Source organism: Streptomyces sp. NBC_00271 (assembly GCF_036178845.1).
GTDB lineage: Bacteria > Actinomycetota > Actinomycetes > Streptomycetales > Streptomycetaceae > Streptomyces.
Genome location: NZ_CP108070.1, coordinates 11,752,266 through 11,779,099, shown reverse-complemented (window position 1 = coordinate 11,779,099; position 26,834 = coordinate 11,752,266). Strand labels below are relative to the sequence as shown.

General features: G+C 70.4%; 17 protein-coding genes and 7 pseudogenes. 9 read left to right on the top strand and 15 right to left on the bottom strand.

All coding sequences use genetic code 11. The annotated features are described in order from the left end of the window. Positions 1–323: 323 nt before the first annotated feature. Positions 324–1,163: an SDR family oxidoreductase gene (locus OG798_RS53945; protein ID WP_328755861.1), complete on the bottom strand. Its 840-nt coding sequence runs from the start codon at positions 1,161–1,163 to the stop codon at positions 324–326. A gap of 92 nt (positions 1,164–1,255) precedes the next feature. On the opposite strand from OG798_RS53945, the gene OG798_RS53940 reads away from it, so the two are divergent. Next, a complete protein-coding gene (locus OG798_RS53940; RefSeq protein ID WP_328755863.1) occupies positions 1,256–1,684 on the top strand; it encodes a winged helix-turn-helix transcriptional regulator in 429 nt (142 codons plus the stop codon). Positions 1,685–1,805: 121 nt separating this feature from the next. Next, positions 1,806–2,705, top strand: a complete 900-nt coding sequence (locus OG798_RS53935; RefSeq protein WP_328755865.1) for a Ku protein — start codon at positions 1,806–1,808, stop codon at positions 2,703–2,705. Here OG798_RS53935 and OG798_RS53930 read toward each other — a convergent pair. From OG798_RS53930 to OG798_RS53920, 3 genes are read right to left on the bottom strand one after another with little or no spacing between them, the layout of a single operon-like run. Then, positions 2,654–3,400 carry a hypothetical protein gene (locus tag OG798_RS53930; protein WP_328755866.1) on the bottom strand — a complete coding sequence of 249 codons (747 nt, stop codon included), beginning with the start codon at positions 3,398–3,400 and terminating at the stop codon, positions 2,654–2,656. The two genes, OG798_RS53935 and OG798_RS53930, sit on opposite strands and share 52 nt — an antisense overlap. Positions 3,401–3,402: 2 nt before the next feature. Next, positions 3,403–3,585 carry a hypothetical protein gene (locus OG798_RS53925; RefSeq protein ID WP_328755867.1) on the bottom strand — a complete coding sequence of 61 codons (183 nt, stop codon included), beginning with the start codon at positions 3,583–3,585 and terminating at the stop codon, positions 3,403–3,405. 23 nt (positions 3,586–3,608) lie between these two features. Then, entirely contained in the window at positions 3,609–3,998 is a 390-nt protein-coding gene (locus OG798_RS53920; RefSeq protein WP_328755869.1) for a hypothetical protein, read from the bottom strand. Between the two features lie 393 nt (positions 3,999–4,391). Between OG798_RS53920 and OG798_RS53915 the strand changes: the two genes are divergently transcribed. Then, the gene (locus OG798_RS53915; RefSeq protein ID WP_328755870.1) at positions 4,392–5,114 is read left to right on the top strand and encodes a VOC family protein; all 723 of its coding nucleotides are present in this window, start codon (positions 4,392–4,394) and stop codon (positions 5,112–5,114) included. Between the two features lie 684 nt (positions 5,115–5,798). Here OG798_RS53915 and OG798_RS53910 read toward each other — a convergent pair. Continuing rightward, the gene (locus OG798_RS53910) at positions 5,799–6,170 is read right to left on the bottom strand and encodes a hypothetical protein (RefSeq protein WP_328755872.1); all 372 of its coding nucleotides are present in this window, start codon (positions 6,168–6,170) and stop codon (positions 5,799–5,801) included. 262 nt (positions 6,171–6,432) lie between these two features. Here OG798_RS53910 and OG798_RS53905 point away from each other — a divergent pair, with 262 nt between their 5' ends. Next, positions 6,433–7,128 carry a TetR/AcrR family transcriptional regulator gene (locus tag OG798_RS53905; protein WP_328755874.1) on the top strand — a complete coding sequence of 232 codons (696 nt, stop codon included), beginning with the start codon at positions 6,433–6,435 and terminating at the stop codon, positions 7,126–7,128. A gap of 454 nt (positions 7,129–7,582) precedes the next feature. Here the strand turns inward: OG798_RS53905 and OG798_RS53900 are convergent, their stop codons facing one another. The 6 genes and pseudogenes from OG798_RS53900 to OG798_RS53875 form a co-directional block, all read right to left on the bottom strand. Further along, positions 7,583–8,155, bottom strand: coding sequence for a TerD family protein (locus OG798_RS53900; protein WP_328759959.1), 573 nt, complete (start codon positions 8,153–8,155; stop codon positions 7,583–7,585). A gap of 27 nt (positions 8,156–8,182) precedes the next feature. Further along, positions 8,183–8,890: pseudogene (locus OG798_RS53895) on the bottom strand (Crp/Fnr family transcriptional regulator); the annotation flags it as partial. A gap of 1,746 nt (positions 8,891–10,636) precedes the next feature. After that, positions 10,637–12,067: pseudogene (locus OG798_RS53890) on the bottom strand (SAV_2336 N-terminal domain-related protein); the annotation flags it as partial. Further along, a complete protein-coding gene (locus tag OG798_RS53885; RefSeq protein ID WP_328755875.1) occupies positions 12,067–13,119 on the bottom strand; it encodes an AAA family ATPase in 1,053 nt (350 codons plus the stop codon). The gene OG798_RS53885 and the pseudogene OG798_RS53890, both read right to left, overlap by 1 nt. Then, positions 13,116–15,089, bottom strand: coding sequence for a VMAP-C domain-containing protein (locus OG798_RS53880; protein ID WP_095849827.1), 1,974 nt, complete (start codon positions 15,087–15,089; stop codon positions 13,116–13,118). The genes OG798_RS53885 and OG798_RS53880 overlap by 4 nt, the downstream gene beginning before the upstream one ends. After that, complete coding sequence (locus OG798_RS53875) at positions 15,086–16,354, bottom strand: hypothetical protein (RefSeq protein WP_328759953.1); 1,269 nt, start codon at positions 16,352–16,354, stop codon at positions 15,086–15,088. Before OG798_RS53875 ends, OG798_RS53880 begins: the two co-directional genes overlap by 4 nt. A 237-nt stretch (positions 16,355–16,591) precedes the next feature. Between OG798_RS53875 and OG798_RS53870 the strand changes: the two genes are divergently transcribed. From OG798_RS53870 to OG798_RS53860, 3 genes and pseudogenes are all read left to right on the top strand, one after another. After that, positions 16,592–18,685: an NACHT domain-containing protein gene (locus tag OG798_RS53870; protein ID WP_328755877.1), complete on the top strand. Its 2,094-nt coding sequence runs from the start codon at positions 16,592–16,594 to the stop codon at positions 18,683–18,685. Between the two features lie 327 nt (positions 18,686–19,012). Then, positions 19,013–19,476, top strand: a pseudogene (locus OG798_RS53865) (CGNR zinc finger domain-containing protein). Positions 19,477–19,766: 290 nt separating this feature from the next. Beyond that, on the top strand, positions 19,767–20,249 hold the full coding sequence (locus OG798_RS53860; RefSeq protein ID WP_328755879.1) for a transposase family protein: 483 nt from the start codon (positions 19,767–19,769) through the stop codon (positions 20,247–20,249). Positions 20,250–20,494: 245 nt separating this feature from the next. Here OG798_RS53860 and tnpA read toward each other — a convergent pair. Continuing rightward, a pseudogene (gene tnpA / locus OG798_RS53855) lies at positions 20,495–20,924 on the bottom strand (IS200/IS605 family transposase). 85 nt (positions 20,925–21,009) lie between these two features. Between tnpA and OG798_RS53850 the strand changes: the two are divergent. Next, positions 21,010–21,978: pseudogene (locus tag OG798_RS53850) on the top strand (RNA-guided endonuclease InsQ/TnpB family protein); the annotation flags it as partial. Between the two features lie 33 nt (positions 21,979–22,011). Here the strand turns inward: OG798_RS53850 and OG798_RS53845 are convergent. Continuing rightward, a complete protein-coding gene (locus tag OG798_RS53845; RefSeq protein WP_328755881.1) occupies positions 22,012–23,238 on the bottom strand; it encodes an IS110 family transposase in 1,227 nt (408 codons plus the stop codon). Between the two features lie 585 nt (positions 23,239–23,823). On the opposite strand from OG798_RS53845, the pseudogene OG798_RS53840 reads away from it, so the two are divergent. Then, positions 23,824–24,033, top strand: a pseudogene (locus OG798_RS53840) (zinc ribbon domain-containing protein); the annotation flags it as partial. A gap of 35 nt (positions 24,034–24,068) precedes the next feature. On the opposite strand, the pseudogene OG798_RS53835 reads toward OG798_RS53840, so the two are convergent. Together OG798_RS53835 and OG798_RS53830 are read right to left on the bottom strand one after the other, a co-directional pair. Next, positions 24,069–24,620 (bottom strand): annotated as a pseudogene (locus tag OG798_RS53835) (isocitrate lyase/phosphoenolpyruvate mutase family protein); the annotation flags it as partial. Between the two features lie 648 nt (positions 24,621–25,268). Continuing rightward, complete coding sequence (locus tag OG798_RS53830; RefSeq protein WP_121413789.1) at positions 25,269–26,771, bottom strand: metallophosphoesterase family protein; 1,503 nt, start codon at positions 26,769–26,771, stop codon at positions 25,269–25,271. Positions 26,772–26,834: the final 63 nt, after the last annotated feature.

Below are 26,834 nucleotides of genomic sequence, written 5' to 3'. Positions count from 1 at the left end.
AACTGCCAGGATCCCCACCGCACTTCATGCCCGCCGGACTGCCCACGCCAAGCGCGAGCGGCGGTCACTCAACGCCGATCTCATCTACCCCCTGGAAGGCGTCCTCGGCACTTCCGCAGTGGACGCCGAATCGCCCGGCGGCGACTCGGCTACCCCTGCCCCGCTACGCGGGAAGCCGGATTCCTCCCCGGCCTAAAGGCCAGGGCATCCTCCGGTTATCCGGTGAACGTCGTTCTGGCTGGTGGCGGGAGGTGGCGCTGCGGGGTCGCCCCGTGCGGCCGTAGTCGCACGAAGCTGCCCGGGCGCTTCAGCTGAGTTGTGCCTCAGCGGAAAGCGGCGATGCTACGGGCGACCCAGTTGCTGAAGGGGCTCGGGGCGCGGCCGAGGACTCGTTCCACGTCCGAACTGATCCGTAGTTCGGCGGGGTTCGGGGCGGCGATGATGTCCAGGGTGTCGTCGGCGAGTTCCGGCGGCACGAACTGGGTCATTGCGGCCTTGGCCTCCTCGCGGGTGAGTTCGTGGAACCGCACTGGCGAGCCGAGCGCGGCGGCGACGGCTTCCGTCTGCTGACGCGGCGTGATCACCTCGGGCCCGGTCAGCTCGAAGACTCCGCCGGTGTGCCGGTCGTCCAGCAGACAGGCCGCCGCGACCTCGGCGATGTCCGCCGGGTCGACGATCGGAACCCCGACGTCGCCGAAGGGTGCGGCGACCATCCCTTGCGTGCGGACGGACTCCGCCCAGGCCAAGGCGTTGGAGGCGAAGCCGCCCGGTCGCAGGACGGCCCAGTCCAGGCCGGACTCTCTCAACGCGTCCTCCACCGCGCGCATCGCGATCCGCGACGGGCCGAGCGGCCTGGTCGCCACGCCCTGCGAAGACAGCAGGACGACCCGGCCGACCCCGCTGGCCGCGGCCAGGTCGATGATGTCGGTCGGCCTGGCTTCGGGGGCGTGCAGGTCGCCGGACAGCAGGAGGAACAGCGCCTTCGCCCCGTCCAACGCGGGAGTGAGACCCTGCGGCTCGGCCAAGTCAGCCGGCACGTGCCGGACCCCGTCCGGCACCGCCGCCGCGTGCCGCGACACCGCTGTCACCTGCTCGCCCGCTTCGGCCAAGGCCTGCGTCAAAGGCCGGCCCACATTCCCGGTAGCCCCGGTCACCACGATCATGTTCAGCTCCTAGTCCGTTGTGCACTGCGGCAATTGACGCTAGGAGTCGGGCTTACTTTCCGTAAGAACATACCCAGAGGTAAGCTCCGGACATGGGGGAAGGCGCGCAGCTGACGCAGGCCGAGGCGGGCAATCGGTATGAGGTGTTTCACACCGACTGCCCTGCGCGCGACGTGGTCGACCACGTGACCAGCAGGTGGGGTATCTGGGTGCTGATCTCCTTACGGAGCAACGACCTTCGGTTTTACGAGCTGCGTGACAGCATCCAGGGCATCAGCGAGAAGATGCTCGCTCAGACACTGCGCGCACTGGTCCAGGACGGCCTGGTCTGGCGGGAGGTCGAGCCGACGACGCCGCCCCAAGTCACCTACGGGCTGACCGAGTTCGGTCAGGACGTCGGCGAGCCGCTGACGGACTTGTTCGACCGGATCACACAGCGACTGCCACCCAGCGGAACGTCCGCCGCGGAGCGGCTGAGCGCAACAGGTCGAGCGAAGCAGCTGACCACCCCAGATCCTTAACAACTTCACCATCTCTACGACGGACACTGATCGTGACGGCAGAAAGGTTCATGCGTACTCCCAGCACGGAGCCAATCTGAGATCCCACAGCTGGTAGTGCTCCGGGCCCCGGAGGTGTGCCATGCCCGCGAGCATCTTCAACGGCGCTATCTCATTCGGGCTCGTCAGCGTCCCGATCACGGTCCTGAGCGCGACCGAAGACCATGCCGCGCGCTTCCGCCAGATCCACACCGCCGACCACGGCCTGGTGCGCAACCACCACTGGTGCGAGGCGGAGGACCGCGAGGTCACATTCGCAGAGATCGGGCGCGGCTGTGAACTGCCGGACGGCCGGGTCGTCCCGGTCACGGACGAAGAGCTGCGGGCCCTGCCGCTGCCCAAGGCGCGTGCCATCGAGCTGATCGCGTTCGTCCCGGCCGCTGTGGTCCCCCCTCCGGTCACCCTGGGCGAAGACGAGATCGACGAGGCCATGGCGCTGATCGAGGCCATGACCCGCGACGACCTCACCGGCCCCGAGTTCACCGACCGGTACACCGAAGTCCTGCACGCGGTGATCGAGGCCAAGCAGGCAGACCGCCCGCCGCCGGAGGCCCCCGAGCCGACGGCCCTGCCGGGACAGCTGGTGGAACCTGATGGCCACGCTGCAGGAGTCGGTCCACAAGGCCCGGGCGGCGCGCGGCGAGACGGATGCGCCCAAGGTGCCGGCCAAGCCCGCGAAGAAGGCACCCTCCCGAAGGGCTTCCTCAAAGAACCCCGGGCGCACGGGAGGTCGGCCAGGTACGCCAGCGCGCTGGCCTGCTGTGGTCGGGGTCATGGGGTGTCCGCCACCGTAGTCGGGCCTGCGTGGGAGGTGGGGTGCGTCACGTGGGTGCCCGCCCCCGACGTGCGGGGGTGCGTCATGTGGATGCCGGACCCCCGACGTGCCGCGTGGGGCGGGCGGAGTCTGTCCGCCCGCCCCACACCTCGGCGTCAGTCGGTCCGGCGGTCGTTGAGTCCTTCGCGCACGACCCAGTACGGGTAGCCGAACCGCTCACCGAGAGCGACGAACCTGCCGTACGTCTCCCCGTCGGCCGGCACCGGCACGAAGTAGGCCTTCACCGCGCGCAGGAAGAGCCGGTAGCCGAGGTCGGCGCACGCCTCGGTGACCACCCGCTCCAGCGCGGGGACCAGGCCGGTCACCGGAACCCCGTACGGGGGCTGCTCCGAGGCGAGGCGCAATGGCTCCGCGACCGTGTGGATCACCTGGATCACCGCCCGCCGCAGCTCCTCGTCGACCACTGGCTGTGGTGGCGGAGGCGCGAACGCCGGATCGTCCTGGTGCACGCGGGCCAGCCACGCCTCCTCGATCCGCCGCAGCCAGGTACGGGCCGTCATGCCGTGCTCGTGCGGGTCGAGGATGCCGTGGGTGGCGGCGAGCCACACCGTACGGATCGTCTCGTCCGGCAGCGGTGAGCGCAGCAGTCGCTGCACGTCCTGGCCCAGTTGGGCGGCCTTGGAGCGGTCGAACTGGTCGACCGATGAGTCCGCCAGCATGAGCCACACCGTGACGGGGCCGGGGTCCACGGCACGGGACGGGAAGTGCTCCCTGTAGAACTCTTCCAGCACCTCCCATCGAGAGGCCAGCCAGGTCAGCCCGAGGTCCGTCACGTAGATGTCTTCGATGAATTCGGCCTCGACGAAATCGTCCTCGACATCGCTCTCATGCTCGTGGGCCACGGTCACCCTTCCAGATAGGAGGTGTACACGACCCATTTGCCAAGAGGGTGCGCGCGGTTGCCCTTGCCGATGTATTTCAGATGGACGATGACCCACTTGGAGGTCACCGCGCTCTTTTCGGCGGTAGTTCCGTCCTTGACCCACTTGTAGCCTATCGGTCCGCCCCTGGTTTCGACGTCCCTCACCTCCCAGCGGATCTTCTTGAGATTCAGCAGCTTCCCCTTGGCCTTTCTCTGCGCCTGCTCGTTCTGCCATTTGACGAGCTGTTGCAGGTGGTCCGGATCGTGTTCGAGCCACTGGGTGACGGCCTTGTCGACGGCCTCTCGGGCGATGTCGAGACTGGCCCAGCGCGTGGCGATGCCCCGGTTCTCGGGTCGAGGGCCTTCGCCTCCATGACGTCGTCGTCCGGGGTCCCGTGGTCGCCGATGGTGTGCGCCCCTTCGACATCCTCGTCGACGACGAGGTCCTGGCAGTTGTGGACGAGGAGGTTCTGCGGGTGGGCACCTTCGGTGCTGACGTAGAACGTGTGGATACCGTCGACCGTCAGGTCGTAGACCTCGCGGGATGCCAGACCGGCCCGGTCCTCGACGGCCATCACGGTCCGGAAGGTGCTCCCGCGTCCGGCCGCCCTCATCCACCGGCCGCCCGGCGCGGCTCTCCGCCGTGCGCAGTTCCCCCGCCCGTCGGCGGTGAACCGGGGAGCACAGACGAAGAAGAAGCGCGCCGCAGCGACCGAGTAAAGGACGGCGGGTGCTGCATCGCGGAAGCAACGCGCTGCGGCCTGTGACGTGTTCAGCAGGACCAGTTGACCTCGGATGTCGGCCCCTCAGAACACTGCGCCCCTGCCCGCCTCGACCTGGATCTGACCGCCTGCGCCGCCGTGCCCGCGCCGGAAACTCGGATGCGGGTGCCGCACGGCCGCCCCTAGGCTGCGCCCGCGCGGAGGGCGAGTCGCCGTGTCGACCGTCGATGGATCGGAGATGCACGGGGTATGACCAGTCAACTGTTCGCGATCTGCTTCAACGCGACCCGGCCGTCGGGCCTGGCGCGCTTCTGGTCCGGGGTCCTGGGCTGGGAGTTGGCCGACGGTCCGGACGACGGCGTCGCGATCCTGCCCCCTGATGCCGACGGGTTCCGCATCCGTTTCCTGCCGAGCCAGGAGCCGAAGACCGGCCAGAACCGGGCACACTTCGACCTGACGAGCACCTCCCCGGAGGACCAGCAGCAGACGGTGGCCAGGGCACTGGAACTCGGCGGGACACACATCGACGTGGGCCAACTCCCGGAAGAAGGACATGTGGTGCTCGCCGATCCGGACGGCAACGAGTTCTGCGTGATCGAGGCGGGCAACAAGTTCCTCGCCGACACCGGTGTCATCGGAGCGCTGGCCTGCGACGGTACGCAGGAGGTCGGCTACTTCTGGAGCAAGGCGCTGCGGTGGCCGCTGGTCTGGGACCAGGACCAGGAGACCGCGATCCAATCGCCGGACGGCGGTACGAAGATCACCTGGGGTGGTCCTCCGGTGGCGCCGAAGACAGGCACGAACAGGCTGTACTTGGAGCTGGCGCTCCCCGCCGACGCCGACGGGGAGGCGGAGGTCGAGCGCCTGATCTCGCTCGGTGCGACGCGCACCGGCATCGGCGCGGGCGACGGCGTCCGGGTGCTGATGCTCGACCCCGACGGCAACGAGTTCTCCGTACAAAGGCCCCGGTAGCGGGGCCGGGCACGGTCGCTGAGCAGTTCGGCGGCCGCGCTGAGGGCCTGGTGGAGATCGACGTGTGGTCCGCGGCAAGACCGACGGGACCGGTTCGGTCACCGCGGGCGCGTGGCGCGCCCGCGCCTCGACGTGCCCGGAGTCCGTCGGCACCGCACGATGGCGAGCCGATCACCGCGAACGATCCGGCCGGCCGCGCGAGCAGTCCTGCTGACCGCTTCGGCGTCCGGGGCTCCCCCGGCTCGCTGCAACCGGAGCAAGGAACTGCCGGCCATGCGTACGGCTGCACGTCGTCGGCAGACTCATCGGGCACGTCTGTGACCACTGCGGCCCCGGATCCGGCCCGGCCGGTCGATCGCCCTGGGGTGGTGTTCTGGGCGTTCGCGTCGGGTGACTGTCCCGGCGTGGAGTGGACCTGCCCGGTCCGGCGGGGTGTCACGGCGTGTGGGGAAGCGATCGGCAAGAAAGGCGGTCGACGGGGTTCATGTGTCGGTGCGGGCCTGGCCGTGGTCGGCGTGGCGGGCGCTGAGGGCCAGAGTGCCTTCGCCTTGCGTGTGGCGTTCGTCTCCATGCGGGCGCGGACCGCCGTGGGGCGCGCGATCCGGGATCCTGGCCGGCCGGGGTGCGGCCGTGTTGCTGTGTGGGCAGGCGCCGGCGTTCCGGAGTGGGGCGGCTCGGGCCGCGTCAGCTGTGGTTCAGGGACCACATGACCTGGTCCTCGTACCAGCGGGCGGCGCTGACACCGTGCCACGAGGCCGCTTCGTCGACCTGGTCCTGGTACCAGCGGGCGGCGCTGACGCCGCGCCACGAGACCGCTTCGCCCTCGTGGTCCGCAGTCCGTACGTAGCGCACGGTGTCCTGCCCACGGTGGTCGTCGTCCGTGTGGCGGCCGGCTTGCTCGCTGCTGGTCGCGGAGGTGGCGGACACGTACTGCGTGTGCTGCACGGGCACCGAAGCCGTGGCTGCCGACGCCGAGCCGCCGGCTCCGAGAAGGGCTCCGCCGGCCAGTGCCGTGGAGGCGAGTGCCATCGAGACGCGCTTGGTCATGCTGTTCATGGTCATTTCCCTTGCGAGACTGCCGCGGTTCCGCCGAACTGGCGGCCGCCGCTTCTGTGTGAACCGAGATCCGGAAATCCCGGGTCAGTCGGCTTGCCGCAAGGTCATCCGGAGGGGTGCCTCACGTTCGGCTCTGCCACCGTACCCGAGGGGTGCCTCATGTTTGCAGTGAGGCTCATCACAGCACGTCAGAAGGGCAAGATTGCGATCGGAAACATGACAACACCCGAATTCGAGGGGGGCCTCATGTTACGCTCGAGTCATGAGCCACCAGCACGCCCCGTCCGCGAGGGAGACACCGGCGAAACCCCTGCGCCGTGACGCACAGCGCAACAGGGACGCGATCATGGCCGCCGCCCGCGCGGCCTTCTCCGAGCAGGGCCTCGGGGCGTCCCTGGAGGGCGTCGCCCGCGAGGCCGGCGTCGCGATCGGCACGCTCTACCGCCACTTCCCCACCCGGCTCGACCTGGTCGAAACACTCTTCAACGCGAAGTACACGGAACTGCTCACCACCGCGGAAGAAGCCGCGGCCATGGACGACGCCTGGGAGGGGTTCTGCCGCTACCTGGAGAAACTCTGCCAGCTGCAGGCCTGCGACCGCGCCTTCAACGACCTGGTCTCGGCACGGCTGCCCCTTCACGTGGCCGGCCGCGAGATGTACGAACGCGCCAAGGAACTCTGCATCCAGATCATGCGCAACGCCCAGGAACAGGGCGTCCTGCGCGGCGACGTCACCGCGCAGGACATCGCCTTCGTGATCTGGTCCCAGGCCGGGATCATCCGGGCCACACGCACCATCGCCCCCCAGGCCTGGCGCCGCCACCTCCACCTGATGCTCGACGCCTTCCGCACCGAGGGCGCCCACGAACTGCCCGAACCTCCTCTGACCAGCCAGCAGGTCGACCAGACCCTCGTCACTCTCGAGTGCACCGAAGAGGACTGCCGCGAGCAGTCCTGACCACACGAGGGACAGCGCTCCGGGCGGCAGGGGGTCGTCCGACCGCCGTCCTCCGGCCGCCCCGGCCCGTGCCGTCACACGCCGCCCACCTCACAGGGCATCCGCAGACGCCGGTGACTGAGGGCGCCTTCCCCGTTCATGGGATCAGCGACGCGATGGCCGCGGATGCGTCGGCCTGGGACCAAGTCGATCCGGGAGTCGGCGTAGGCACCGGTGGCTCACGTGAAGAGTTGTTCGTCTGCCACGACGTATCCGAAGCCGTGGAGCATGTGCGCGAGAGCACGCGGGCAGCAGTCGCTGGCGTTCAGCATCTCTCAGCATCGGAGAGACACGGCAAGTGGCGGGCAGCGGCGAAGGCCGCCCACGGCGACGCAGTCGGCCTGCTGCCTTGCTGACTGCGGAAGTCCGTCGGCAGCGGTCGTGGCCGCCCCCTCGGCTCCGGCGACCGGCGGCGTCAGCGTTCGCGCATCCTGCCCATCACTGCCGTGAAGGAAGCCGTGCCGCCGTCGAAAGCCTCGATGCCGCGGATACCGGCGCGGAAAGTCCATGAACCCGATTCGTCGCGCACGAACTCCGCGACCGTGACCGCCGTCGCCTCCAGGACGCCGCTGAAGTCGTCCTCGTCCAGGACCGTGTATCCCTCGCGGATGCGCAGGGCCGGGTTGAGCACGCCGGCGAAGGTGCGGTGCACGGGACGCTGCTGGATGACGACGCCGACCACCACGCGCGCATACCGGTCGGCGAGCCGGCCGAGCTCCAGGGTCATCACCTCATCCCATCCGAAGCCCGCGCCGTCGTTGCTGGTCCGGTTCAAGTGCATCGTGCTGTCCGGGGAGCGGCTGCCGAAGTGCACCGCGTACACCGGATCACCATACGGATCGCCCGCCGCGTAAGCCGCCGCGACGAGGTCCAGGTTGGTGGGCGGTTGTCCTGCGGGACTCGGGTCCCACTTGATGGTGACTTCGACCTTCTGGATTCCCTTCGAGAGACCGCTCCCGGCGCTCTCCCGACCCCGGGACGGGGACAGGGCGTTCACAGAACCACCAGGGCTGCCCCCCGGCCCGGCCAGGGCCCGCAGCTGATCAGGGCGGAGAACCTCGATGCGGCGCCGGCCGGTTGTCACGATGTTCCGCTCGCGCAGTTCTCTGAGCAGCCGCTGCGTCGTCTCCCTGCTCGCGCCTACGGACCCGGCCAGTTCCTGGGTCGTGAGGGGCAGGGCAAGCTCGATGCCTTCCTCCGTACGGCGTCCGTGTGTCCGCGCCAGGTCCAGCAGCAGCGAGGCGAAGCGCTCACGCACGGACATCGAGGCCAGCTCCAGACGGCGGCGGTCCGCCGCCTGTGCCCGGTCGGACGTGAGTCCGAGCAGGTGGTAGGACACGTCGGGATGCCGCTGCAGGAAGCCCATGAACAGCTCGCCCGGCACGGCCCTGGCCCTGACCGGTTCCAGCGCTGTGACCGTCGTGCTCCTGGGGCGTCCGGTGAGCACCGCTTCCTCACCCACCAGGTCGCCCGACCCGCGCAGGCTCAGCAGGGCCTCGTAGCCGGATGCGGTGGCAGCGGTCACCTTGGTCCAGCCCGAAAGGATGATCAGGATGTGGTTGCTCGGTTCGTGCTGACGGAGAAGCGGAGTACGGGCGTTGTAGGTGATTTCGCTGCCGAGGGCGAGCAGGTCGGCTCGATCCTGCTGTTCGAGCCGGGCCAGGAAAGGAATTCGGTCGTCAAGTCCGTCATCCCCCCACTGCGTGGTGCCGCGCCGTCCCACGGACTCCCCTTCGGGTTGCCGGTCCTGGGACGGCTGCTGGGGCGCCCTCCCCCGCGCGGCGTCGATCCGCCGGCCGGTCACCAGCGTCAGGCCGGCGTCCGTGACGCTCGTGACCACCCCGGCGATGTATCCGCGCTCGTCGAGCACGGGAGCCCCCGTCACCGTGCGGGTCGTCCAGGGCGCCGAGGACTGCGGCTTGAGGGTGTCGGGGGCGACCACCGTGGTGTCGAGGAAATCGCAGGCCGCCGGCGCGACGGACGGCTCCGGTGGCCGGCCCACCACGGTAAAGCGCTGCCCCGGGACCGGGTCGGTCCGGCTGAGAGCGGCGATGTCGCTCGAGACCTGCGGCCAGCGCACGTCCGTCACAGAGACGAGTGCCAGTCCGGTGACCTCGTCGACCCAGTCGATCCCCGCCTCGTACAGGGCGACCGCCGGGTCCCCCGCGCGGGAGACCCGCAGCCGGGACACCGGCTCGCCCAAGGGGCCGGCCGGTGCCGTGACAAGTGCAGGACCGAGCAGCACGCCCGAGCACAGCGGGCGGTCCTGGTCCCACAGGCACACGGCCGAGCTGCTGGGGGGTGGTCCCAATCGCTTGGTGGGCCACTGCGGCAACGTGAGTCCGAGTTGCCGGGCGGACTGGATCACGGCCGCCAGGTCGAGGCGGGACGCATGGTTGCCGAGCGCCCGCAGGAGCGAGGGCCGCCGGAGCGCGGTCGGGTGCACGGCCAGCATGTTCAGCGCCACGTCATGCGCGAAGTAGACCATCTCGTCACGGCCCAGGTGCGTTGCCAGCAAGGGAATGCCTCCCACGACAGGGGCGGTGGCGCGCTCAAGGGCCTGGAGCAGCTCGATGTCGCCGTCTGCCGGGCCTGACAGGTAGTCCCTGGCCGCATGCACCAGCACCCGGGCGGGCAACGGCGCCCGACAGCCCAGGGACCGCGCGCCCACGGCTGCGTCGACCAGGACCCGGACCATCTCATCGGCGTTCTCGTAGGCGTCGAGGAACGCCGGGCCGGCCGTCAGTCCTTCGAAACCACCGCCGTGCCCCGCCAGTTCCAGTACGGCGTCGAGAACGGGGTGGCCGGAGCCGGCCCAGGCGGAGCGCGCGCGCTCGACCTCGGCGGCGGTCAGGGCGTGCGGGACGTGGATCACCGTGGCCCCCTTCCAAGCGGGGTCCTGGTGCGTCCTCTCCCAGTGCTCCGGCCGCACGGTGGCGAGCACGAGCCGTGGCGCGCCCGTGGACCGAAGAAGTGTTTCGACGGCCGGGAATCGCTCCAGACCGTCGAGCCACAGCACGGTCTCGGGACCCACGCGCCACACGGCGTCCTGACCGCTCGTGCCGCCGTCCGGCGTGCACACCTGCCAGCCGGGGAGGAGGGCCCGGATCGCTTCCCAGGCGGAGCGTGTCTTGCCTGACAGCGCCCCGCCGACCAGGACGACACGCGCTCGGTCCCCGGAGGCGGCACGCCGCACGGCCGTACGCAGGCGGGCGTCGTGGTCCCGCTCCACGTAGTCCGGGAGGGGGCGGGCCCGGTCCGTGAAGACGACCGGGTGGACCCCCAGGGCCATCGCGTCGGTCTGCCCCACCGGGGTCACGTGCCGCGGAGCGCCGATGGACTCGGCGAACGGTACGGCGCCCGCCCCCACCGCCCGGCCGCGGCCCGCGCCGTTGGCCGGCTCGCCCGGTCCTACTCGCACCGCCGTGAAGTCGGTGCCGGGACCCGTCGCACGGCGTTCAAGATGACGGCCCATCCTGCGGCGCACCAGCTCCTGCACGGCCGTCACGTCATGGCGGAGCTGCGCCCCGAGCAGTGCCTCGCGCACTCCGGGCAGGAAGTCGAAGGCGAACACGGACATGTCGTCGGGCCGGTCGCCCGCCTGCTCCCAGGGGAGAAGCAGTCCGCCCAGCGCCACCTCGGCGAGATGTCCGTGCTCCGCGTGGGGCAGCATGACCCGGCGGACGAGGGTCATCACGGGCAGGGTGAGCGGCACCGCCGACAGGTAGCCGGCCAGTTCCAGAGCCAGGGGGGACGCGGTCTCGTGGAAGCGTCGCAGAGCGGCGGGGCCGGACAGGGCGGGAGCTGGTGCGGGTGGCTCTTCCACGGGTGCGTGGGCTCGGGGGACCGCCAGACAGGACGTCCGGTGCCAGCGCCCGCCTCCGGTGACGATCGAGGCGAGGGAACCCAGCCCCGGCGCAGTGGCTTCGACGACGGGAACAGCGATCGTCCCGGCCGGCTCCGGTGGCCATGGGCTGCCCTGCCGGGGCTCGGAGCGCCGCCGACGGGCGCGGGCCGGCAGCAGGCGCCAGGACGCGTTGGGGGCGGCCGGCTGACTCGCCTGCACCAGCATGCCGGTCGTCGGCAACGACGTGCTGCCCCACAGCCGGCGTGGCAGTACCTGCACCATGCAGAGCGGGCTGTGCACGGCCCAGTGGCGCAGCACGTCGTGCAGGGCACCGCTGCCCCAGCCGGGCGCCACTCCGTCCGTCAGGACCACGGTGAGCCGGTGCCCCGTCGGATCGGCGACCTCCTGGGGACTGCGGGCCTCACCGCCGCGTGCGGACGCGATCCGGGGAGGGGAGGTGCCGTCGGTGCCGCTGAGGAACCAGGTGCGTACGTCCCGGAAGACCCCGGCTCGCTGGACGGTTCTGGACAGCTCCGTGACCAGGTCGTGCCAGAGCAGCATCGAGTGGTGGGTGTCCACGACCAGGGCGAGGTCGATCCACCGGCTGCGGCGCGGGGTGAGGACCGGCACCGCCACGCGCTGTTCGACGCTGGCGGCCACGGTGCGTTCTTCGTCCAGCTCGGTGCCGGTCACCCCGGGAACGGTCCGCTTGGCCAGGGGGCGCAGGGCTCGCATGAGGGCGAGCGGGTCGGCGAGGTCCGGCGCGCGCCGCACCTGGACCGGCCTGCCTCGCGGTAGGTCACGGGGTCGGCCGCCAGGTGAGGCGGAGGCGTAGTGGCGTACCGTGCCGGCGGAAGGCGTGGGGGTGTCACTCGGCGGCGGGGAAGCCGTCGGCGTCCGCTCGCCGAGGGGCGGCGGCCGCTCGGGCTCCTCGTCCCCGCGTGGTCGGCGGTGGGCGCCCGTTCGGCTCGCGAGCCAGAGGATGTCAGCCAGTTCCTCTGGTCCGGCCTCGACTCCGGCTGCCAGCAGCGCCGCACGCAGTTCCGCCAGCATCACAAGGGTCCCTGACCGGTGGTGGGACCGGTGAGGCGTTGCAGGACCGCGTCGAGGAACTCCCCCTCGCCGGCGGTGTCGGGCCAGGCCCCGCGCAGCCGCAGCTGTACGGCGTTGAGGAGCTGGTCGGTGGCGAGATCGCCGTCGAGTCGCCGTTGCAGGAACTGCTCGACGAGCCCTCGCTGGCGGTCGGCCTCAGCGGTGTCCAGCCTCAGGCGCCGCCGGACGATCTGCACCAGTTTCTCCTCGCCGGGCTGTTCCATGTAGAGCCGGATGCAGCGGCGCAGGAACGGTGGCGGGAAATCCCGTTCCCCGTTGCTGGTGAGGACGATGACGGGGAACGACCGGCACCGTACGAGGCCCCGCCGTACGTGGACCCGAGCCTCGGGGTCGTCGTGCGTGCCGACCCGCACCTCGGGTTCCTGACCGGCGACCCGGGCCAGCTCGGGAATGTCGTAGGTGCCTTCTTCGAAGACGGTCAGCAGGTCACCGGGCAGGTCGATGTCGCTCTTGTCGATCTCGTCCACGAGCAGCACCCGGGGCTGCTCGCGAGGCAGCAGGGCGGTGCCCAGGGGGCCGAGGCGGAGGTAGGGCGCGATCGAGGGGCCCTCGCCGTCGGGGTCCGGGTTCTGCCCCCGCAGATGCCGCAGGTTGGCCTCGTGGAGCCGTCCGATGGCGTCGTACTGGTAGAGCCCGTCGCGCAGCGTGCTCCGGCTGGTGATGGGCCAGTGCAGCACGGGGCCGAGCCCCAGATCCGCGGCGATGCTGTAGGCGAGGGAGGACTTCCCCACTCCCGGTTTTCCGGTCACCAGCAGCGGACGGCGCAGATACAGAGCGGTGTTGACCGCGTTCGCCTCCGCCGTGTCCGGAACGTGGTCGGCTCCCCGCCGTAGGGTCTCCCTCCAGGCCGCGCTGTCGCGGTCCGGGAAGTCGTACCCGGGATCCGTCTCGCCGTCGAAGGTGCGCCAAGGAGGACACTCGGCCGCGAGCTTCGCCCGCCGGTCGTCACGGGCTCCAGGGCCTCGGTAGATCCACCAGTCCTCCGCCGTCATGACAATGCCCGCCTTTCGGGTACACGTTCAGGGTCGTCCCACATCAACGCAAGACGGGCGGCGGACGTACGTCCTGTCCGCGCGGTGGAAGCCGCGTTCGGGATCCTGGACTGCCACACCAGGAAGGGCAGCCGTCGGACGTTCAGTTCCTCCGGGTCCCACTGTTCGGCGAGGATCGCGGCGATGCGACCGGGTTCACCGCCGTCCCGGTGCCACACGGCGATCGGAACGCCGGCGTCGAGCACTGCTTCGATCGTCTCCGTCAGACGCGGCCCGGAGACGTCGGCCAGTACACAGACGGGGGACTCGGCGGCCTGGAGTATGGTGCCGAGTTCCACGGACACGCCCTCGTCCCGCAGTTCCCTCACCGCCTGCGGATCCGTTCCGCCATGAGCCTTCAGCCACTGCCACTTGCGAAGCCAGAGCGCCCCGGCCAGGCCGTCCCGCTCTTGCGGGCAACGCACCACGACCTCGAACGTCTGGCCGAGCTCGACGGGTTTGCGGCGCCTGCCGATGGGCAGCCGCCAGGATTCGAACGGCTCGGCCAGCAGACCGAGCGGTACATGGAACTCGATACGTCGCACGTCGCACGCGTGCGTCTCGTCCAGGAGACGGGCCAGCGCCCGCCGGGTCCCGGCCGGGTCCAGTGGCTGGTCCGACTCCCAGAGCGTCTCGAAACCCTCGTTGCGGTAGAGCCACATCCGCACCCAGTAGGCGCCATCCCGTTCTGTGTCCTCCTCGAACCGCACATGCAGGCCGACCTGCTCGGGGTCGGCTCGGGGAGGGACCGGGACCGGGGACATGCCCAGCCGCGTACGGGCCGACTCGATCCAGACGAGGACCTGCTGCGCCCACACGCTGTCCGTGCAGTGGGCGGCGAGATACCTCATGAACGGCAGCACCAGGGGCATGCCCGGTCGGCCCTGGCGTGCATCGAGGTCGTGCGTGATGCCCGCCAACTCGGCGGTCGGCAGGCCACGTCGGGCGGGATGGGCGCAGTCGGTGATCTCGAACGCCCAGCGGTAGGCGTCGTACGTGTGGGAGGGAAGGCGGGGCAGGTGGAGCAGCGGCGCCAATTCGTCCCACGCTCGCTGGTCGAGGCAGGCTGCGCTGTGTGTCGGCGTGCCGCCCGTCGGCCGGTCGTCCGTGTGCCGGCTGTCGCCGAGGAAGGTGGAGCCGGTCCAGTCCCGGTCGACGACGAACTGGGGCTGCTGCCACGCCAGTCCGCGGGAGCGCATCTCCAAGAGGTCGGCCTGCACGGTCCGGACGATCGGAACGAGCTCACGCACGCTCGTCTGCGGCGAGGTCTCCCGGAGCCGGCGGATGAGCGCGTCGGTGAACTGCCCGGCTCCGCTGTCCGGCAGATTCTGGGCGAGTTCGCCGACCCGGGAGGCGTACAGCGTGAACTGGAGCCGGTCAGGGTCCGGGGGACGGGCGCCGTACTCCGCCACCCCGAAGGAGAGCTTCCGGGCGAGACGGGCGTCCACTCGGCACGCGTCGCCGATCGCTATCTGCCGGCGGAAGCGGGCCGCCATGGGACCCGATCCCTTCCACCAGCGAAGCGCGGCCTCGAGATTGAGATGGGACGTCCAGTCCCGGGTGGCGTCGGCGTACGGCAGGAGCAGTTGGTGGGCGTGGTCCAGGTAGCCGTGTCCGGCCCAGTAGATCCACAGCAGGTCCCCGTCGCACGCGGGCAGTTCCTTGAACAGCAGACGCTCGACGTGATCGCGTGTCGGCGCCGGGCCGTCGGAGTCCGGCAGGCCCGCCGCGGTCCGGTCCAGGGGAGACACCAGGACATGGACCTGCTCCTCGGGCACGCCGCCGGCCGTCAGCCAGTCCGCGAAGCGCACGGCGTCCCGCGCCGCGCCGGGCAGATCCCACCTGTGGCTGATCGCGTAGGACTCGATGCCGACCACCAGGGCGAACATCCTGCGCGGATCGACTGGTTCCATGACATCGGCCGTGCTCACCGCGATGCCTCGATCTCCTTGACGATCCGGTCGTACACCGCGTCGAGTTTCCAGTAGGCGCTGTGGCTGAGCGGAAACGGTTGGCGGCTGCTCACCTCGTGGTCGGTCACCCGGGAGTCGTCGGTGAATACCGGTTCCGCCCGGTAGGCCAGCAGGTCCCTGCGGTCGTAGACGTTGAGCCAGCGCGGGAACCCCGGGGGCAGACCGGCCGACGGCGGCAGACCGGTGAGCGCGCCGAGTTCGTGCAGGAACGGTGCCTGAGAGCCCACGGTGACCAGCAACTGGGGCTGTGGCAGAGCCGTCTGTCCGATCGCGGCCAGTGCGCACGAGTCCACCAGTGCGATGCCCCCGAGACTGTGGCCGATGACGACTGTCGGCCCGTCCTGGGAGACGATCGTCTGCTCCAGGCGGTCGCGCAGCGGCCCGCCCCTGGCCTGGTAGCGCAGGATGTCGCCGAGTGCGGGGACCGCGCCGGTGGTCAGCGGCGTGCGCCAGCGGTCCAGCACGGGCTGTGTCGTCAGGCGCAGCGCCAGGGTGCCCAGCACGGCTCCGACCCGCTCGCCCGGGAACCGTCCCGTGCCGCCGAGACGGGCGGAGACGAGGTCGACGAGGCGGTCTCGTTCGTCCCCCGTGCAGACCACCTCGTCGCCGACGGCGGCCAGTGCATGCGCGACGACCGCTCGTGCCGTCGAGGTCACCAGTTCCCGCACGGCCGGCGCGTCCACGGCGGTATCGCAGGCGTCACCGAACTCCGGAGCGGACGCCACTGCTTGCGCTGCCGCGAGGACGTTCGCCATTCCTCCCGCCGCCTGCGCGATCCCGCTCGCGGGCGGGTCGGCGGACAAAGCCGCCGGTAAGGCCTCCAGGGCGCGGGCGACTTGGCGCCCCTCGGCGAGTACGCCGGGTGCCCCGATGTCGTCGTCCTGTAAGCCGCACTCGGCCAACACCCGCAGTTCGCAGAGCGGATCGACGAGCAGAAGCCCCCATACCGCGGCCTCCTCGTCCAAGGGGGTGGCGTCCGACGGGCCACGGGCCCGGCCCCTGCGGGGGATCGAGACGCCGCCCGCTCCGAGGGAAGCGCCGTGCGCGTCACCCCAGTAGACGGCGGACACCTCGGCCTGGGGAAGGCGCGACCCCAGGTTGTCGAGGACCAAGTCCGACAGACGCGCGAACCGCTCCCGGCGTACTCCGGTCCCGTGAACGAAGATGACGCGCAGCCGCTCACCGCTGGGCAGGTCCGCCACCCCCTCCCCTTGGAGACCCACCCCGAAAGTGTGCACCAACTGTGCGTGGCCACGCAGGCACTCGATCAATGTGCCGCGTCCGCCCCGCCGTGCCCCGAGGCAGCGGCGTGAGCCGGCATCGTCGATGGGGGAACGTGTCTCGCCCCGGCTGCCTGGGGCCCCGCCGGCACACGCAGGCCTCCGTCCTTCGGCCCACGGGCCTTCGATCTCCGCTGCCGCGGCGGGAGTTCGGCGTGCCCGGCGGGTATGCAGCAAGGCATGGCGGGATTCGGGGGACGACGGGAACGGGAGCGGCGCCGGGTGGGGGTCGCGCTCGCTGCGCTCCTGCTGATGGCCAGTGCCGGATACGCGGTGTCCCAGTTGGTGCGCGGTGGGCTCGGTCCGGCTGACACCGCCGGGCTGCTGGGGCTGCCGCTCGGGGCGGCCGGACTGGTGGCCGCGGTGGCTGCGCTGCGGCGCCCCTGGCAGGGCACGGACGCCGAACTGGTACGGCAGTGGGCGGCGACGCTGGCCGTCCAGGTGCAGGAGAGCGAGCGCAAACTGCGGCACCAGTTGCTCGGCGGCGACACCCGGCGCATCGACCTGCGCTACACCCTGCGCGCGGTGCCGGGGCGCGCGGCCGAGGCCCCCGTGGCGGGACGCACCTTCCGCGGCATCGGCGCCCCCGGCCCGGACTGTGACCCGGCCCCCGACATCGCCGGGTTCTTCCAGACCACCCGGCCCCGGCGACTGGTCATCGCGGGAGTACCCGGCTCCGGCAAGACGGTGCTGGCCCTGGAGCTCGTGCTGGCCCTGGCTTCCGACCGGGCCGACGGCGACCCGGTGCCCGTGCGTATCCCCATGGCTCAGTGGGACACGGCCCACACGCTGCCCGAACTGCTGGTGGACCACCTCACCCAGGCCCTCGACTGGCCCCGGGAGATGGCGGAGGGGCTGGTGGCCCACGGCATGGTGCTGCCGGTCCTCGACGGCCTGGACGAGATGGATCCGCCGCGAGCCGACGGCTCACCGGACCCGGACGCCCGCCGGGCACGAGCCGCCGTACAGCACCTCAACGCCCACCAGCAGGGCCTGAACGCAGGCCCGCTCGTCCTCACCAGCCGGATCGCGAACTACGACGCGCTCCTCGCGCACGAGCCGCTGATCGACTCCGCGCTGGTAGTCATCTCGCCCGTGGCGTCCGCACCCGCGCTGACCTATCTGCGCGACCGCTGCCACGACCCGGCCCGCTGGCGGACCCTGCTGGACCACCTCGCCGCCCACCCCTTCGGCGTGCACGCCCAGGCGTTGTCGACCCCCTGGCGGCTCGGGCTGACCGCCACCGTCTACCGCTACCACGGCGACCCGGCGGACCTGCTTGTGCTGCACGACATCGACGCGCTCGACCGGCACCTGCTGGCCCGCTACATTCCGGCCGCCGTGGAACCGGCGGCCGGCGCCCCGGGCCCGCCCCGCTACCGGCCGGCACAGGTCCACCGGTGGCTGCATCACCTCGCCGGGCACCTGGCGGGAACCGGCGCCACCGCGTACCCGACCACCGACATCACTGTGCACGGCCTGTGGCCGCTGGCCGGGCCCCGCACGGTGCGCGTGGCGGACGCGCTGCTGACGTTCTGCCTGATCAGCGCCGTCCTGCCCGGCGCCTGGCTCACCCCTCTGGTCGGCGAGGTGGCGTCCAGCGTGCTGGCCTTGGCCGGGGCGTCCAGCCTGGCCGCCGCTCTCGCCCCCAGCCCCAGCAGACTGGACTGGCAAAAGCGGCACGTTCCCGGCCTGCGGGGCCGCTTCGTGGTGGGTCTCGTCGTCAACCCTGTCCTCGCCACCGTCGTCGGCATCGCCACCGGGCTGGCGCTCGGCGCGGCCCTTGTGGCGGCAGGACATGCCTCGGCCGCGCTTGCCGCCGGGACGGTCGTGAGCTGGGTGGCCGGGCTGGGCGCCGGCTTCCGGTTCAGCATGGCGGCCGGCCTGCGCGGGGCGCCCACGACCGCCGTCAGCCCTCCCATCGCGCTGCGCGACGACACCGTGTACGGGCTCATCTACGCGGTTTCCACCGGACTGTTCGGCGGGCTGGCGGTCGGCGGCACGGTGGCCCTGCTCCTGGATCCGAGCACGGGTCTGGTCATCGGGGCGGCCACCGCGGTCGCCTCCGGCCAGGCCTCGGGCCTCAGCGCCGCGCGCCGCTACCTGGTTTTTCTGCTGTGCTCGCGCCGGCGGCTGCCCTTCCGGCTGGGCCGCTTCTTGGACTGGGCCTGTTCCGCGGGCCTCATGCGCTACTCCGGTCCCGCCTACCAGTTCCGGCACGCCGAACTACAGCACTGGCTCGCGGCGCATCCGGCTTCCGGGGTTCTGCCTTGAGGGCGCATCGGAACTCCCGAGGACGTCGCCCAGGCCGTCGTCCTCGCCCTGACCAACACCTTCATGACCGGTGTCACCCTTCCTGTTGACGGCGGGCAGCCCCTCGTTCAGCCATGCCCGGCGTCATAGGCGGCCGGCCCGTCAGGCCGCCGTATGGACGACTGGCAGACCACGGCGCCGGAGATCTGCCAGGAACTGGGAGACCAGGGCGTCGGAGGGTGTCGACGTCGTCGCGACGACGCCGCGGTGTATCCGGGGTTCGAAACGTCGCACCACTCCGGCGGGACGGGCAGTCAGTGCGGATGCGGGCTCCTCAACACCACGCCGGTGGTGGGCGGGGTCGTCCAGGACCAGCTGGCAGATCCGGAATCGGCCAGGCCCTGGCAGCGGGTTCACGGCGGCAGCGGCACCCCGGACGAGCACCGACACCTCCTGCAGGCGCGCGATGCCCTGCAGAGCGTGGTGTGCGCGCTACCCGGCCGGCCGCGTCGCTCGCCCCGCTCCTCAAGGACGTCACCTCCCACCCGCACCTCTCCCCCACCGGGGTGTCCTGGGAGATCGACGCCCCGCAAGAGCGCCGGATGGCGGTGGAGGCCGTCCTGGCCTGGAGCACACTGCAGGAGACGATGCCCGGCCGCCTGCGGCCGTGTGCCAACCCGGAATGCCGGCGGTTCCTCCTCGACCGCAGCAAGGCCAACAAGGCCCGCTGGTGCTCGATGGCCGTCTGCGGCAACAGGATGAAGGCCAGGCGCCACTACCAGCGCACCCGCGACGACGGCGCCGCCGAGTAACGAGTCAGCACGCGGTAGCGGCGGCTGGACCGTGACATGACGGTGGCCGCGACGGGTTGGTGATGTTGTGACGCATTACCGGGCCCGTGCGGCCTTGTCCCATCGCGCCTCCTGCGGCCTTGACCGTGCACATCTCGGCGTTTAGATCGATGAGTTGACCAGCGCGTGGATGGCCCGGTGCGAGTCCGAGCTGCGCGAGCGTCGCGGCGGAGAACGCAAGCGGGCCGCCGGAGCCGGGCCGAACCACAAGCTGGTCTTCACTACAGCTGCCACACGCAGCACTGACCGAGTTGTACGGGGTCACCCGGCCCACCGTCACCCGCGCCATCCACGAGATCGGCCGCTACTGGCCGCCCGCGGCTTCGCTGCCCCCCGGTCGGCCCGGCATCCGGCTGCACACGCCGGCCCACTACGTCCTCGCCTCCGCCCGGGCCGAAGGCGTCGAGCTTCGTATCGACGGCACCCAGACGCAGGTCCGACGTCCCAAGGCCGACCGACCCGGCCGCAAGGTGTTCGTCTCCGGCAAGAAGAAGCAGCACACCGCCAAGACCACCACCGTCAGTGACGGTTCGGGGCGCCTGCTGTGGCCCGGGGCCGACCGGCCCGGCCGGATGCACGACCAGGCCGCGCTGCGCACCGAAGGCATCGCCGAGCAGCTGCGGACACCTCCGCAGGTCACTGTGATGGTCGACGAGGGCCACCGGGGTCTGGCCAACGACTTCCCCGAACCCACCAGCCGACCGCCACGCAAGCACACCGTTCCTGGGCAGTGAGCAGGAGTGAGTCCCGGCTCGCCGGTACGCCCCGAACGGTCCTTGGGCGCATTGGTCCTCCGCTTTCGCGTCCCGGGGCCGGCAACGCATGTTCTGTATGCGCTCCGTCCCAGGCGGGCGGAATCCCTACGGCTTGGCCATCCCTTGCTCTTCGCAGGGAATCCCGGCCTTGAGGCCGGGCGGGAATGCGGTCCTCGGTCTGGAGGCGCGAAGTGCCGGGGTTCTCTGCGTCTGTGTGGTGACGGTCAGGCTGGCCGCTTCTGGCTGTCGATGTAGTCCTTGACGATGCTCAGTGGTGCGCCGCCGCAGGAGCCCGCGAAGTAGGACGGGGACCAGAACACCGAGCCCGTGCCGATTCGGTTCATCCGGCCGGTGTACTCCGCGCGCAGGTAGCGGGAGCTGACGCCCTTGAGGGAGTTGACGAGTTTGGACAGGGCGATTTTCGGCGGGTAGTGGACGAGCAGGTGGACGTGGTCGCCTTCGCCGTTGAACTCCCGCAGCTGTGCGCCGAAGCTCTCGCACACGTCCCGCGTGATCGTCTCGCAGCGCGTCAGCATCTCGCTGTTGGAGATCTCACGCCGGTACTTGGTGACGAACCACCAAGTGTGCATGGAGGTTGTGGATGACCTGGTTTCCCCGACGGATATCGGGATCTGGTTCCCAGCGTGATGACATACGCCAAATGTGCAAATGTATTAGGATTGGGTGAAATCGACGGGAGGGGGCGGGTGTTGGGGTGATACGTGCGTACAAGTTCCTCATGCGGCCCACCGTCCGGCAGGGTCAGGCGCTGTCCGAGATGCTGCGGGATCACTGCTCCCTCTACAACGGGGCGTTGCAGGAACGCCGTGACGCCTACCGGCATGTCTCGAAGACGAGCGTCAGATACGGGATGCAGTCCGCGCAGCTCAAGGACATCCGGGCGTTCGACCCGGAGCGTCAGGGCCGCTGGTCGTTCTCCTCCCAGCAGGCCACCTTGCGCCGCCTCGACAAGGCGATGCAGGCGTTTTTCCGCCGGGTCAAGTCCGGTGAGACGCCCGGCTATCCGCGTTTCCGCGGGGTGACCTGGTTCGACACGGTGGAGTTCCCCAAGGACGGGGACGGCTGCCGGTGGGACTCCACCCCGCACGACCCCGTTACCCGCGTCCGCTTCCAGGGCGTCGGCCACGTCAGGGTCCACCAGCACCGCGCCGTGGCCGGGCGGGTCAAGACCGTGTCGGTCAAGCGGGAGGGCCGTAAGTGGTTCGTCGTGCTCACCACCGAGCAGGACCAGCCCGAACCGCTGCCCGCGACCGGCAGCGTGGTCGGCATCGACCTGGGCATCGCGAACTTCCTCGCCGACTCGAACGGCGGGTTCGTGCCCAACCCGCGCCACGGCCGCCGAGCAGCCCAGAAGCTCCAGGCAGCGCAGCAGGAACTGTCCCGGTTCCCGCGCCGCAAGGCGAAGGACCGCACCGCCAACCACCAGCGCGCGGTGGAGAAGGTCGCCCGGCTCCACGGCAAGGTGCGCCGCCAGCGGCTCGACCACGCACACAAGACCGCGCTCGGTCTGGTCCGCGCACATGACGTCATCGCGCACGAAGACCTCAAGATCCGCAACATGAGCAGGGCCCCCGCACCGAAGCCCGACCCCGGCCGGCCGGGCACCTTCCTGCCCAACGGGGCCGCCGCGAAGGCCGGGCTCAACACGTCGATCAACGATGCCGGATGGGGGGTGTTCCTGACGATCCTGCACGCCAAGACACCTCACGGAGCTAAGTCGTCAAGCAGCTTCGAGAAGTTGTGTGGGGAAGGCGAGGTTCTCGTCGAACAGGATGTGCTTCTGGAGGCAGTGGTAGAGCTGGCCGATCATCTTGTTGAAGAGGTTTCTCTGAGCGGCGGCGTGCCAGTCCCCGGCCTCGCGGCGGCGGTCGTAGTGGGCCTTTGCGCCCGGTGAGTGGGTCAGTGAGGCGAAGGCCCACAGGTAGCCGGTGTGGTTGAGCCGGTCGTTCTTCACCCAGCGTCTGGTGATGCTGGACTTCTTGCCGGACGCCCTGGTGATGGGGGACGCACCGGCGTAGGCCTTCATTCCGCGGGCAGTGGCGAAGCGGGCGTGGTCGTCCCCGATCTCAGCGAGGATCCGGGCGCCGAGCTGGGTGCCGAGCCCGGGGAGGCTCAGGATGATCTCGGCGTCCGGATGCTGAGGGAAAACCTCTTCAACCGCCTCGGCGAGCTGGTCGGCGGCCGTGCAGGCGGCTTCGAGCTGCCGCAGCAGAGCGAGCATCTGCTTGCCGAGCGCGTCCTCGACCAGTAGCGGCTGGTGCGCGTATTCGGCCCGCAGGACCTCGCGGATGCGCTCGGCGTCGGCATCGATCCGGCGCTGGCGGCCGGCGCGCTTGAGCGCCGAGCGCAGTTGCGCGAGCGACAGCCGGGCCGCCCGCGAGGGCGTGGGGGCGAGTTCCAGCAGGACGCGGGTCTCAGGGCGGCAGAGACCGTTCTGCCAGTGCAGGTAGGCGTCGAGGGCGGCGGGGAAGTACTCGCGCAGGAGCGAGCGGAGCTGGTTGGCGAGCTGCTGCCGGTTCCAAACGGCGTCCTGCTGGGCGCGGGCGAGGACGGCGATGGCGCGGGCGAGATCGCTGTCCTGGGGCAATGGCCGGTGGGCGTGCATATCGGTGCGGAGGATGTTCGCCAGGACGAGGGCGTCGCCGGGGTCGGACTTCTTCCGTGTGACCGCGTGGCGGTCGCGGTAGCGTGCGGCGGCCATCGGGTTGATGGCGTAGACCTGGCGCTTCCCGGTGCGCAGGACCGCGACGAGCAGACCGCGGGAGGTCTCGATGGCGACCGGGATCGGGTTGTCCTCGGTGTCGCCGTGCTCGGCGAGCAGATCCAGCAGGATCTTGTAGCCGGTCGCGTCGTCTGTGATGTGGCGCTTGGCCAGGAGCGTGCCGTCGTCGTCGACCAGGGCGACGTCGTGCGTCTTCTCGGCCCAGTCGATGCCGCAGTAGATCAACTTTCCCTCCTCGAAGTGCGGGTGTTTGCGCTGGTCACGAGCGCATGCGGGGCCACGCAGCGACCTAATTCCAGGCCTCGATCAAGGAACGGGCCGACACCTCACAAGCCGTTCGTGGCACCAGCTCACCGCACGGGCCCCGGTCTGTTCCCAGAGCTCAGACGGCTCGGGGAATGCAAGAGATCACCGTGCGACGGGCTCGCACCACCAACTCCAACGAGTGATCAAGCAAACAGTGTTGACGCCGCTGGTGGCCGTGAAGGCGCCGAACGCCGCCGATCTTGGCGGAGACATGATGGCCGGGCTGAAAGAAGGCGTGCGTCCGGAGCCCACACAACCGCCAGCAGCGTCAGTGCTGGGTGGGTGGCGGCCACGAGAGCACCGGATGGCGCCGCTCTCTGGGAAGGCATCTTGGCCGTGACGTTGAGAGGTATCCACCGGCACTCACGAGACCACCACCCGCCAGCTGGGTTGCGCAGCCGTGCTCGTCGCAGACCTGCGGCCCGGCGGGGTGCAAGCGTCACAACCCGTTCGAACCACCTCACCGACCGGCGAGGGCCGGTGAGCTGGTTACACGGGAATTAGGCTGAAAGCGCCGGACGGGAAGTGATCGCCGTGGACCCCCGCAACACCTCCCGCACCTGCCCCGCATGCGGGCACACCGCGAAGGAGAACCGGCCCACACAGGAGAAATTCCACTGCGTCGCCTGCGGCCACCACGCGCACGCCGACACAGTGGCAGCCACCAACGTTCTACGGGCCGGGCTGGCCCGTCGCAACGCCAACCCGGCATAGCGAGAAGCCCCGTCCTTCAGGACGGGGAGGAGTCACTCCACGCTGCGTACTCCGTCGACCAGCACCACGACCGCGTCGGTCGCGGCCAGTTTCTCGGCCCGGTGCAGGATGTCGTTCTCGTCGGTGGCGTCCGTACGGGCCACCACCAGGTCCTGCCGGGTCGCCAGTACCATCTCCAGCTTGGCGAGGTACTCGGACAGCGGCAGCACCTGCTTGCCGTCGGCGTGCCCGCACCGGCGCGGGCGCTTCTGGTCCTCCAGGATCACCCCCGACGCCCCGATCCGCTCCAGTCCCTCCACGACATGGCAGGCGACCTCAGGGTCGACGTATCGGTCGTCGATGTCCACCAGGAGGTGGTGGCGCGGGAATGCGCCCCGCAGCCGCTGGACGAACGCCACCATGTCCGGCCAGGCGATGAAGCCGATGTCCGGCAGCCCGTAGTACGAGGCCGCGAAACCGAAGCCGGAGACGAACATCCCGTCGTAGTGCTCGGCCGCGCTCGACGCCGAGTACATGTCATACACGCCGATCAGCGGAGTGGTCTCCGGCCCGGCGATCTGTTCCCTCAGCTTCTTCCCGTAGGTCAACGTCCGGTTCCTCTCGTGGGGTTGGACACGTCGCGCGGAGAGGGCCGTCGCAACACGACTGCCCTTTGCCAGAACAAGAGGATCCCTATAGCGACGGACTCTCTCCTTGGAAGGGCTTTGCTCACCTCAATGGCGCAAGCAGTTCACCGGCGAAACGTCACTGGTCCTCCGTCCGGGCCGCCCGGTTGATCCCGCCGTGCGGACGGGCGCGGAAGCCGGGGTGCGCGCAGGCGGGCGGGGCGGGGCCGAGGGGGTGAACGAGACCCGGCCGAATGTCCTGTTCCTGGCACCAGACCAGCGGGGGGGGCGCCCGTGCCGCCACCGGGGTTCGGCGACTCGTCGGCGACGCTGTCGTCCGGCTGCCCGGGAGGTCTCCTGGCGGCGCTGCGGTCCCCGGCGTTCAAAAAAGCAGCCCCGCCTCCGGGAGACCGGAGGCGAGGCTGTGTGGAGCGCCGGGCAGGCCTTGCACCTGCATCTCCCCGCAGGAAGCGGGGCGTCTTTCCTTGGACCACCAACGCGAGGCCGGCCGCCGGAAGTTCGGCGGCTTGCTCAAGATCAATGATAGCGCAGTCCCAGCGTCCCGGATCACACGGCGGCGCAGGAACCGGACCGGCTGCCTGGCGGGGCAGCGTCCGGGTTCTCGGGTGTTCAGGTCAGGGGAATGGTGACTTCGTCCTCGACCGGTGGGTCGAGTTCCTGCGCGCGGTTTCCGGTGGCCGCGAAGCAGCGCAGCCGGACCGCCTCCGGGGTGACGTCCAGGCGCAGGAAGCACTTGAAGAAGGGCGGGCTGTAGGTCGCCGAGCCCGGTGAGAAGAGCTGGGTGTAGATCTTCCGTACGGGCAGGCGGAAGCGCGAGGTGCGGTCGGGGCGGCCGCCCGCGCCCAGCAGGTTCGCGATGAGACGGGTGCGCCGGGTGACGCGGGCGGGCGGGCCCTGGGTGCGGGTCGGCGGGATGCCGAGGCGCTCGGCGACGACGGCTGTCGCCTCGGCCTCGGTGAGGGTGAACAGGCGGCGCAGGCGGAGCCGGTGTCCGTAGAGCCTGCTGTAGAAGGCGAGGGAGTCGCCGCGCAGCGGGTAGCAGCGGAACTCCTGCTCGGTGACGTTCGCGACACAGACGCGGGGGATGGTGTGGGTGGCGTGCATGAAGGCTCCGCCGCCGCCCGACACCACGTACTGGATGGTGCGGCCGTCGACCTGCACCGGGTAGCGCTGGTAGTTGTGGATGTCGCCGCCTATGGCCGCGAGGTAGCGGTGGTCCGGGTCGCGGACGAGGTCGTCGACGGTGCCGCCGCCTTCGATGGGGCAAGGGTGGTGTTCGCCGTCCACGTACAGGGGCGAGCCGGTGACGAGGATCTTGGGGAGGGGGCCCTTGGACACCTCGCGCAGCCATGCGCCCTGTTCGGCGTCGATGGTTCCCAGCAGTCCCGTGTCGATGCCTATGATCCGCACCGGACCGGCGTCGATGGCCCAGTACGGGCCCGGCTGGACGGCCTGTTGGGCCGGTGAGGAGCGCAACTTGCGTGCTTCGGTGAGGTGTTGTCCGTCGGCCGGGTGCGGCCGGTGCCACAGCAGTGACCGCAGCCAGGCCCGTGAGAGGGGGCGCGGCGCGGGCTGTGGGGCGAGTGGCGGGGCGTCGTCGCAGAAGACGCGCATGAAGCCGCCGAGGTCTTCGTACCAGTCGTGGTTGCCGGGTATCGCGTATATGGGTGCCTGGTAGTCCTGGTAGGGGCGGAAGAACTTCGTGCCGTAGTCGTCCGTCCGGCCGACGGGGTAGATCACGTCGCTGGCGATGACGGCGAATTTCGTTTCCTGACTGGCTTTCAGGAAGCCGGGGACGACGGCGTATTGGGGATCGTCGCCCTCGCCGGTGTCTCCGATGACCATGAAGGAGAAGTGGTCCGGGTCGTCGCGCCGGATCACCTTGGTGGCGGGTGCTCCGGCGGCCGTCCGCTGTGCCACCCAGCGGCTGCGGGTGCGGCCCGTGGGATCCCCGAACCAGGAGGCCAGTACGCCGTTGCGTGCGGCCCACAGGGTCTTCGGGTTGAGCCATGAGAGCTTGTCGACCTGGTGCGGCATGAGGTGCTTGTACTCGCCGTGTTCCAGGGTTCCCCAGCCGGCGCCTTCGGCGGTATCGCGTGAAGAGTCAGACACCGGTGAACCGTAGCAACGATCACGGACGGGCCGGGGAAGGGGTGCGTGGCGACGCTGCCGTCT

Bases quoted from the DNA above. Each gene is read 5' to 3' on its own strand.
- OG798_RS53945 (WP_328755861.1), bottom strand. From the start codon at position 1,163: ATGATCGTGGTGACCGGGGCTACCGGGAATGTGGGCCGGCCTTTGACG.
- OG798_RS53870 (WP_328755877.1), top strand. From the start codon at position 16,592: ATGGCGGGATTCGGGGGACGACGGGAACGGGAGCGGCGCCGGGTGGGG.
- OG798_RS53910 (WP_328755872.1), bottom strand. From the start codon at position 6,170: ATGAACAGCATGACCAAGCGCGTCTCGATGGCACTCGCCTCCACGGCA.
- OG798_RS53885 (WP_328755875.1), bottom strand. From the start codon at position 13,119: ATGACGGCGGAGGACTGGTGGATCTACCGAGGCCCTGGAGCCCGTGAC.
- OG798_RS53935 (WP_328755865.1), top strand. From the start codon at position 1,806: ATGCCCGCGAGCATCTTCAACGGCGCTATCTCATTCGGGCTCGTCAGC.
- OG798_RS53905 (WP_328755874.1), top strand. From the start codon at position 6,433: ATGAGCCACCAGCACGCCCCGTCCGCGAGGGAGACACCGGCGAAACCC.
- OG798_RS53915 (WP_328755870.1), top strand. From the start codon at position 4,392: ATGACCAGTCAACTGTTCGCGATCTGCTTCAACGCGACCCGGCCGTCG.
- OG798_RS53940 (WP_328755863.1), top strand. From the start codon at position 1,256: ATGGGGGAAGGCGCGCAGCTGACGCAGGCCGAGGCGGGCAATCGGTAT.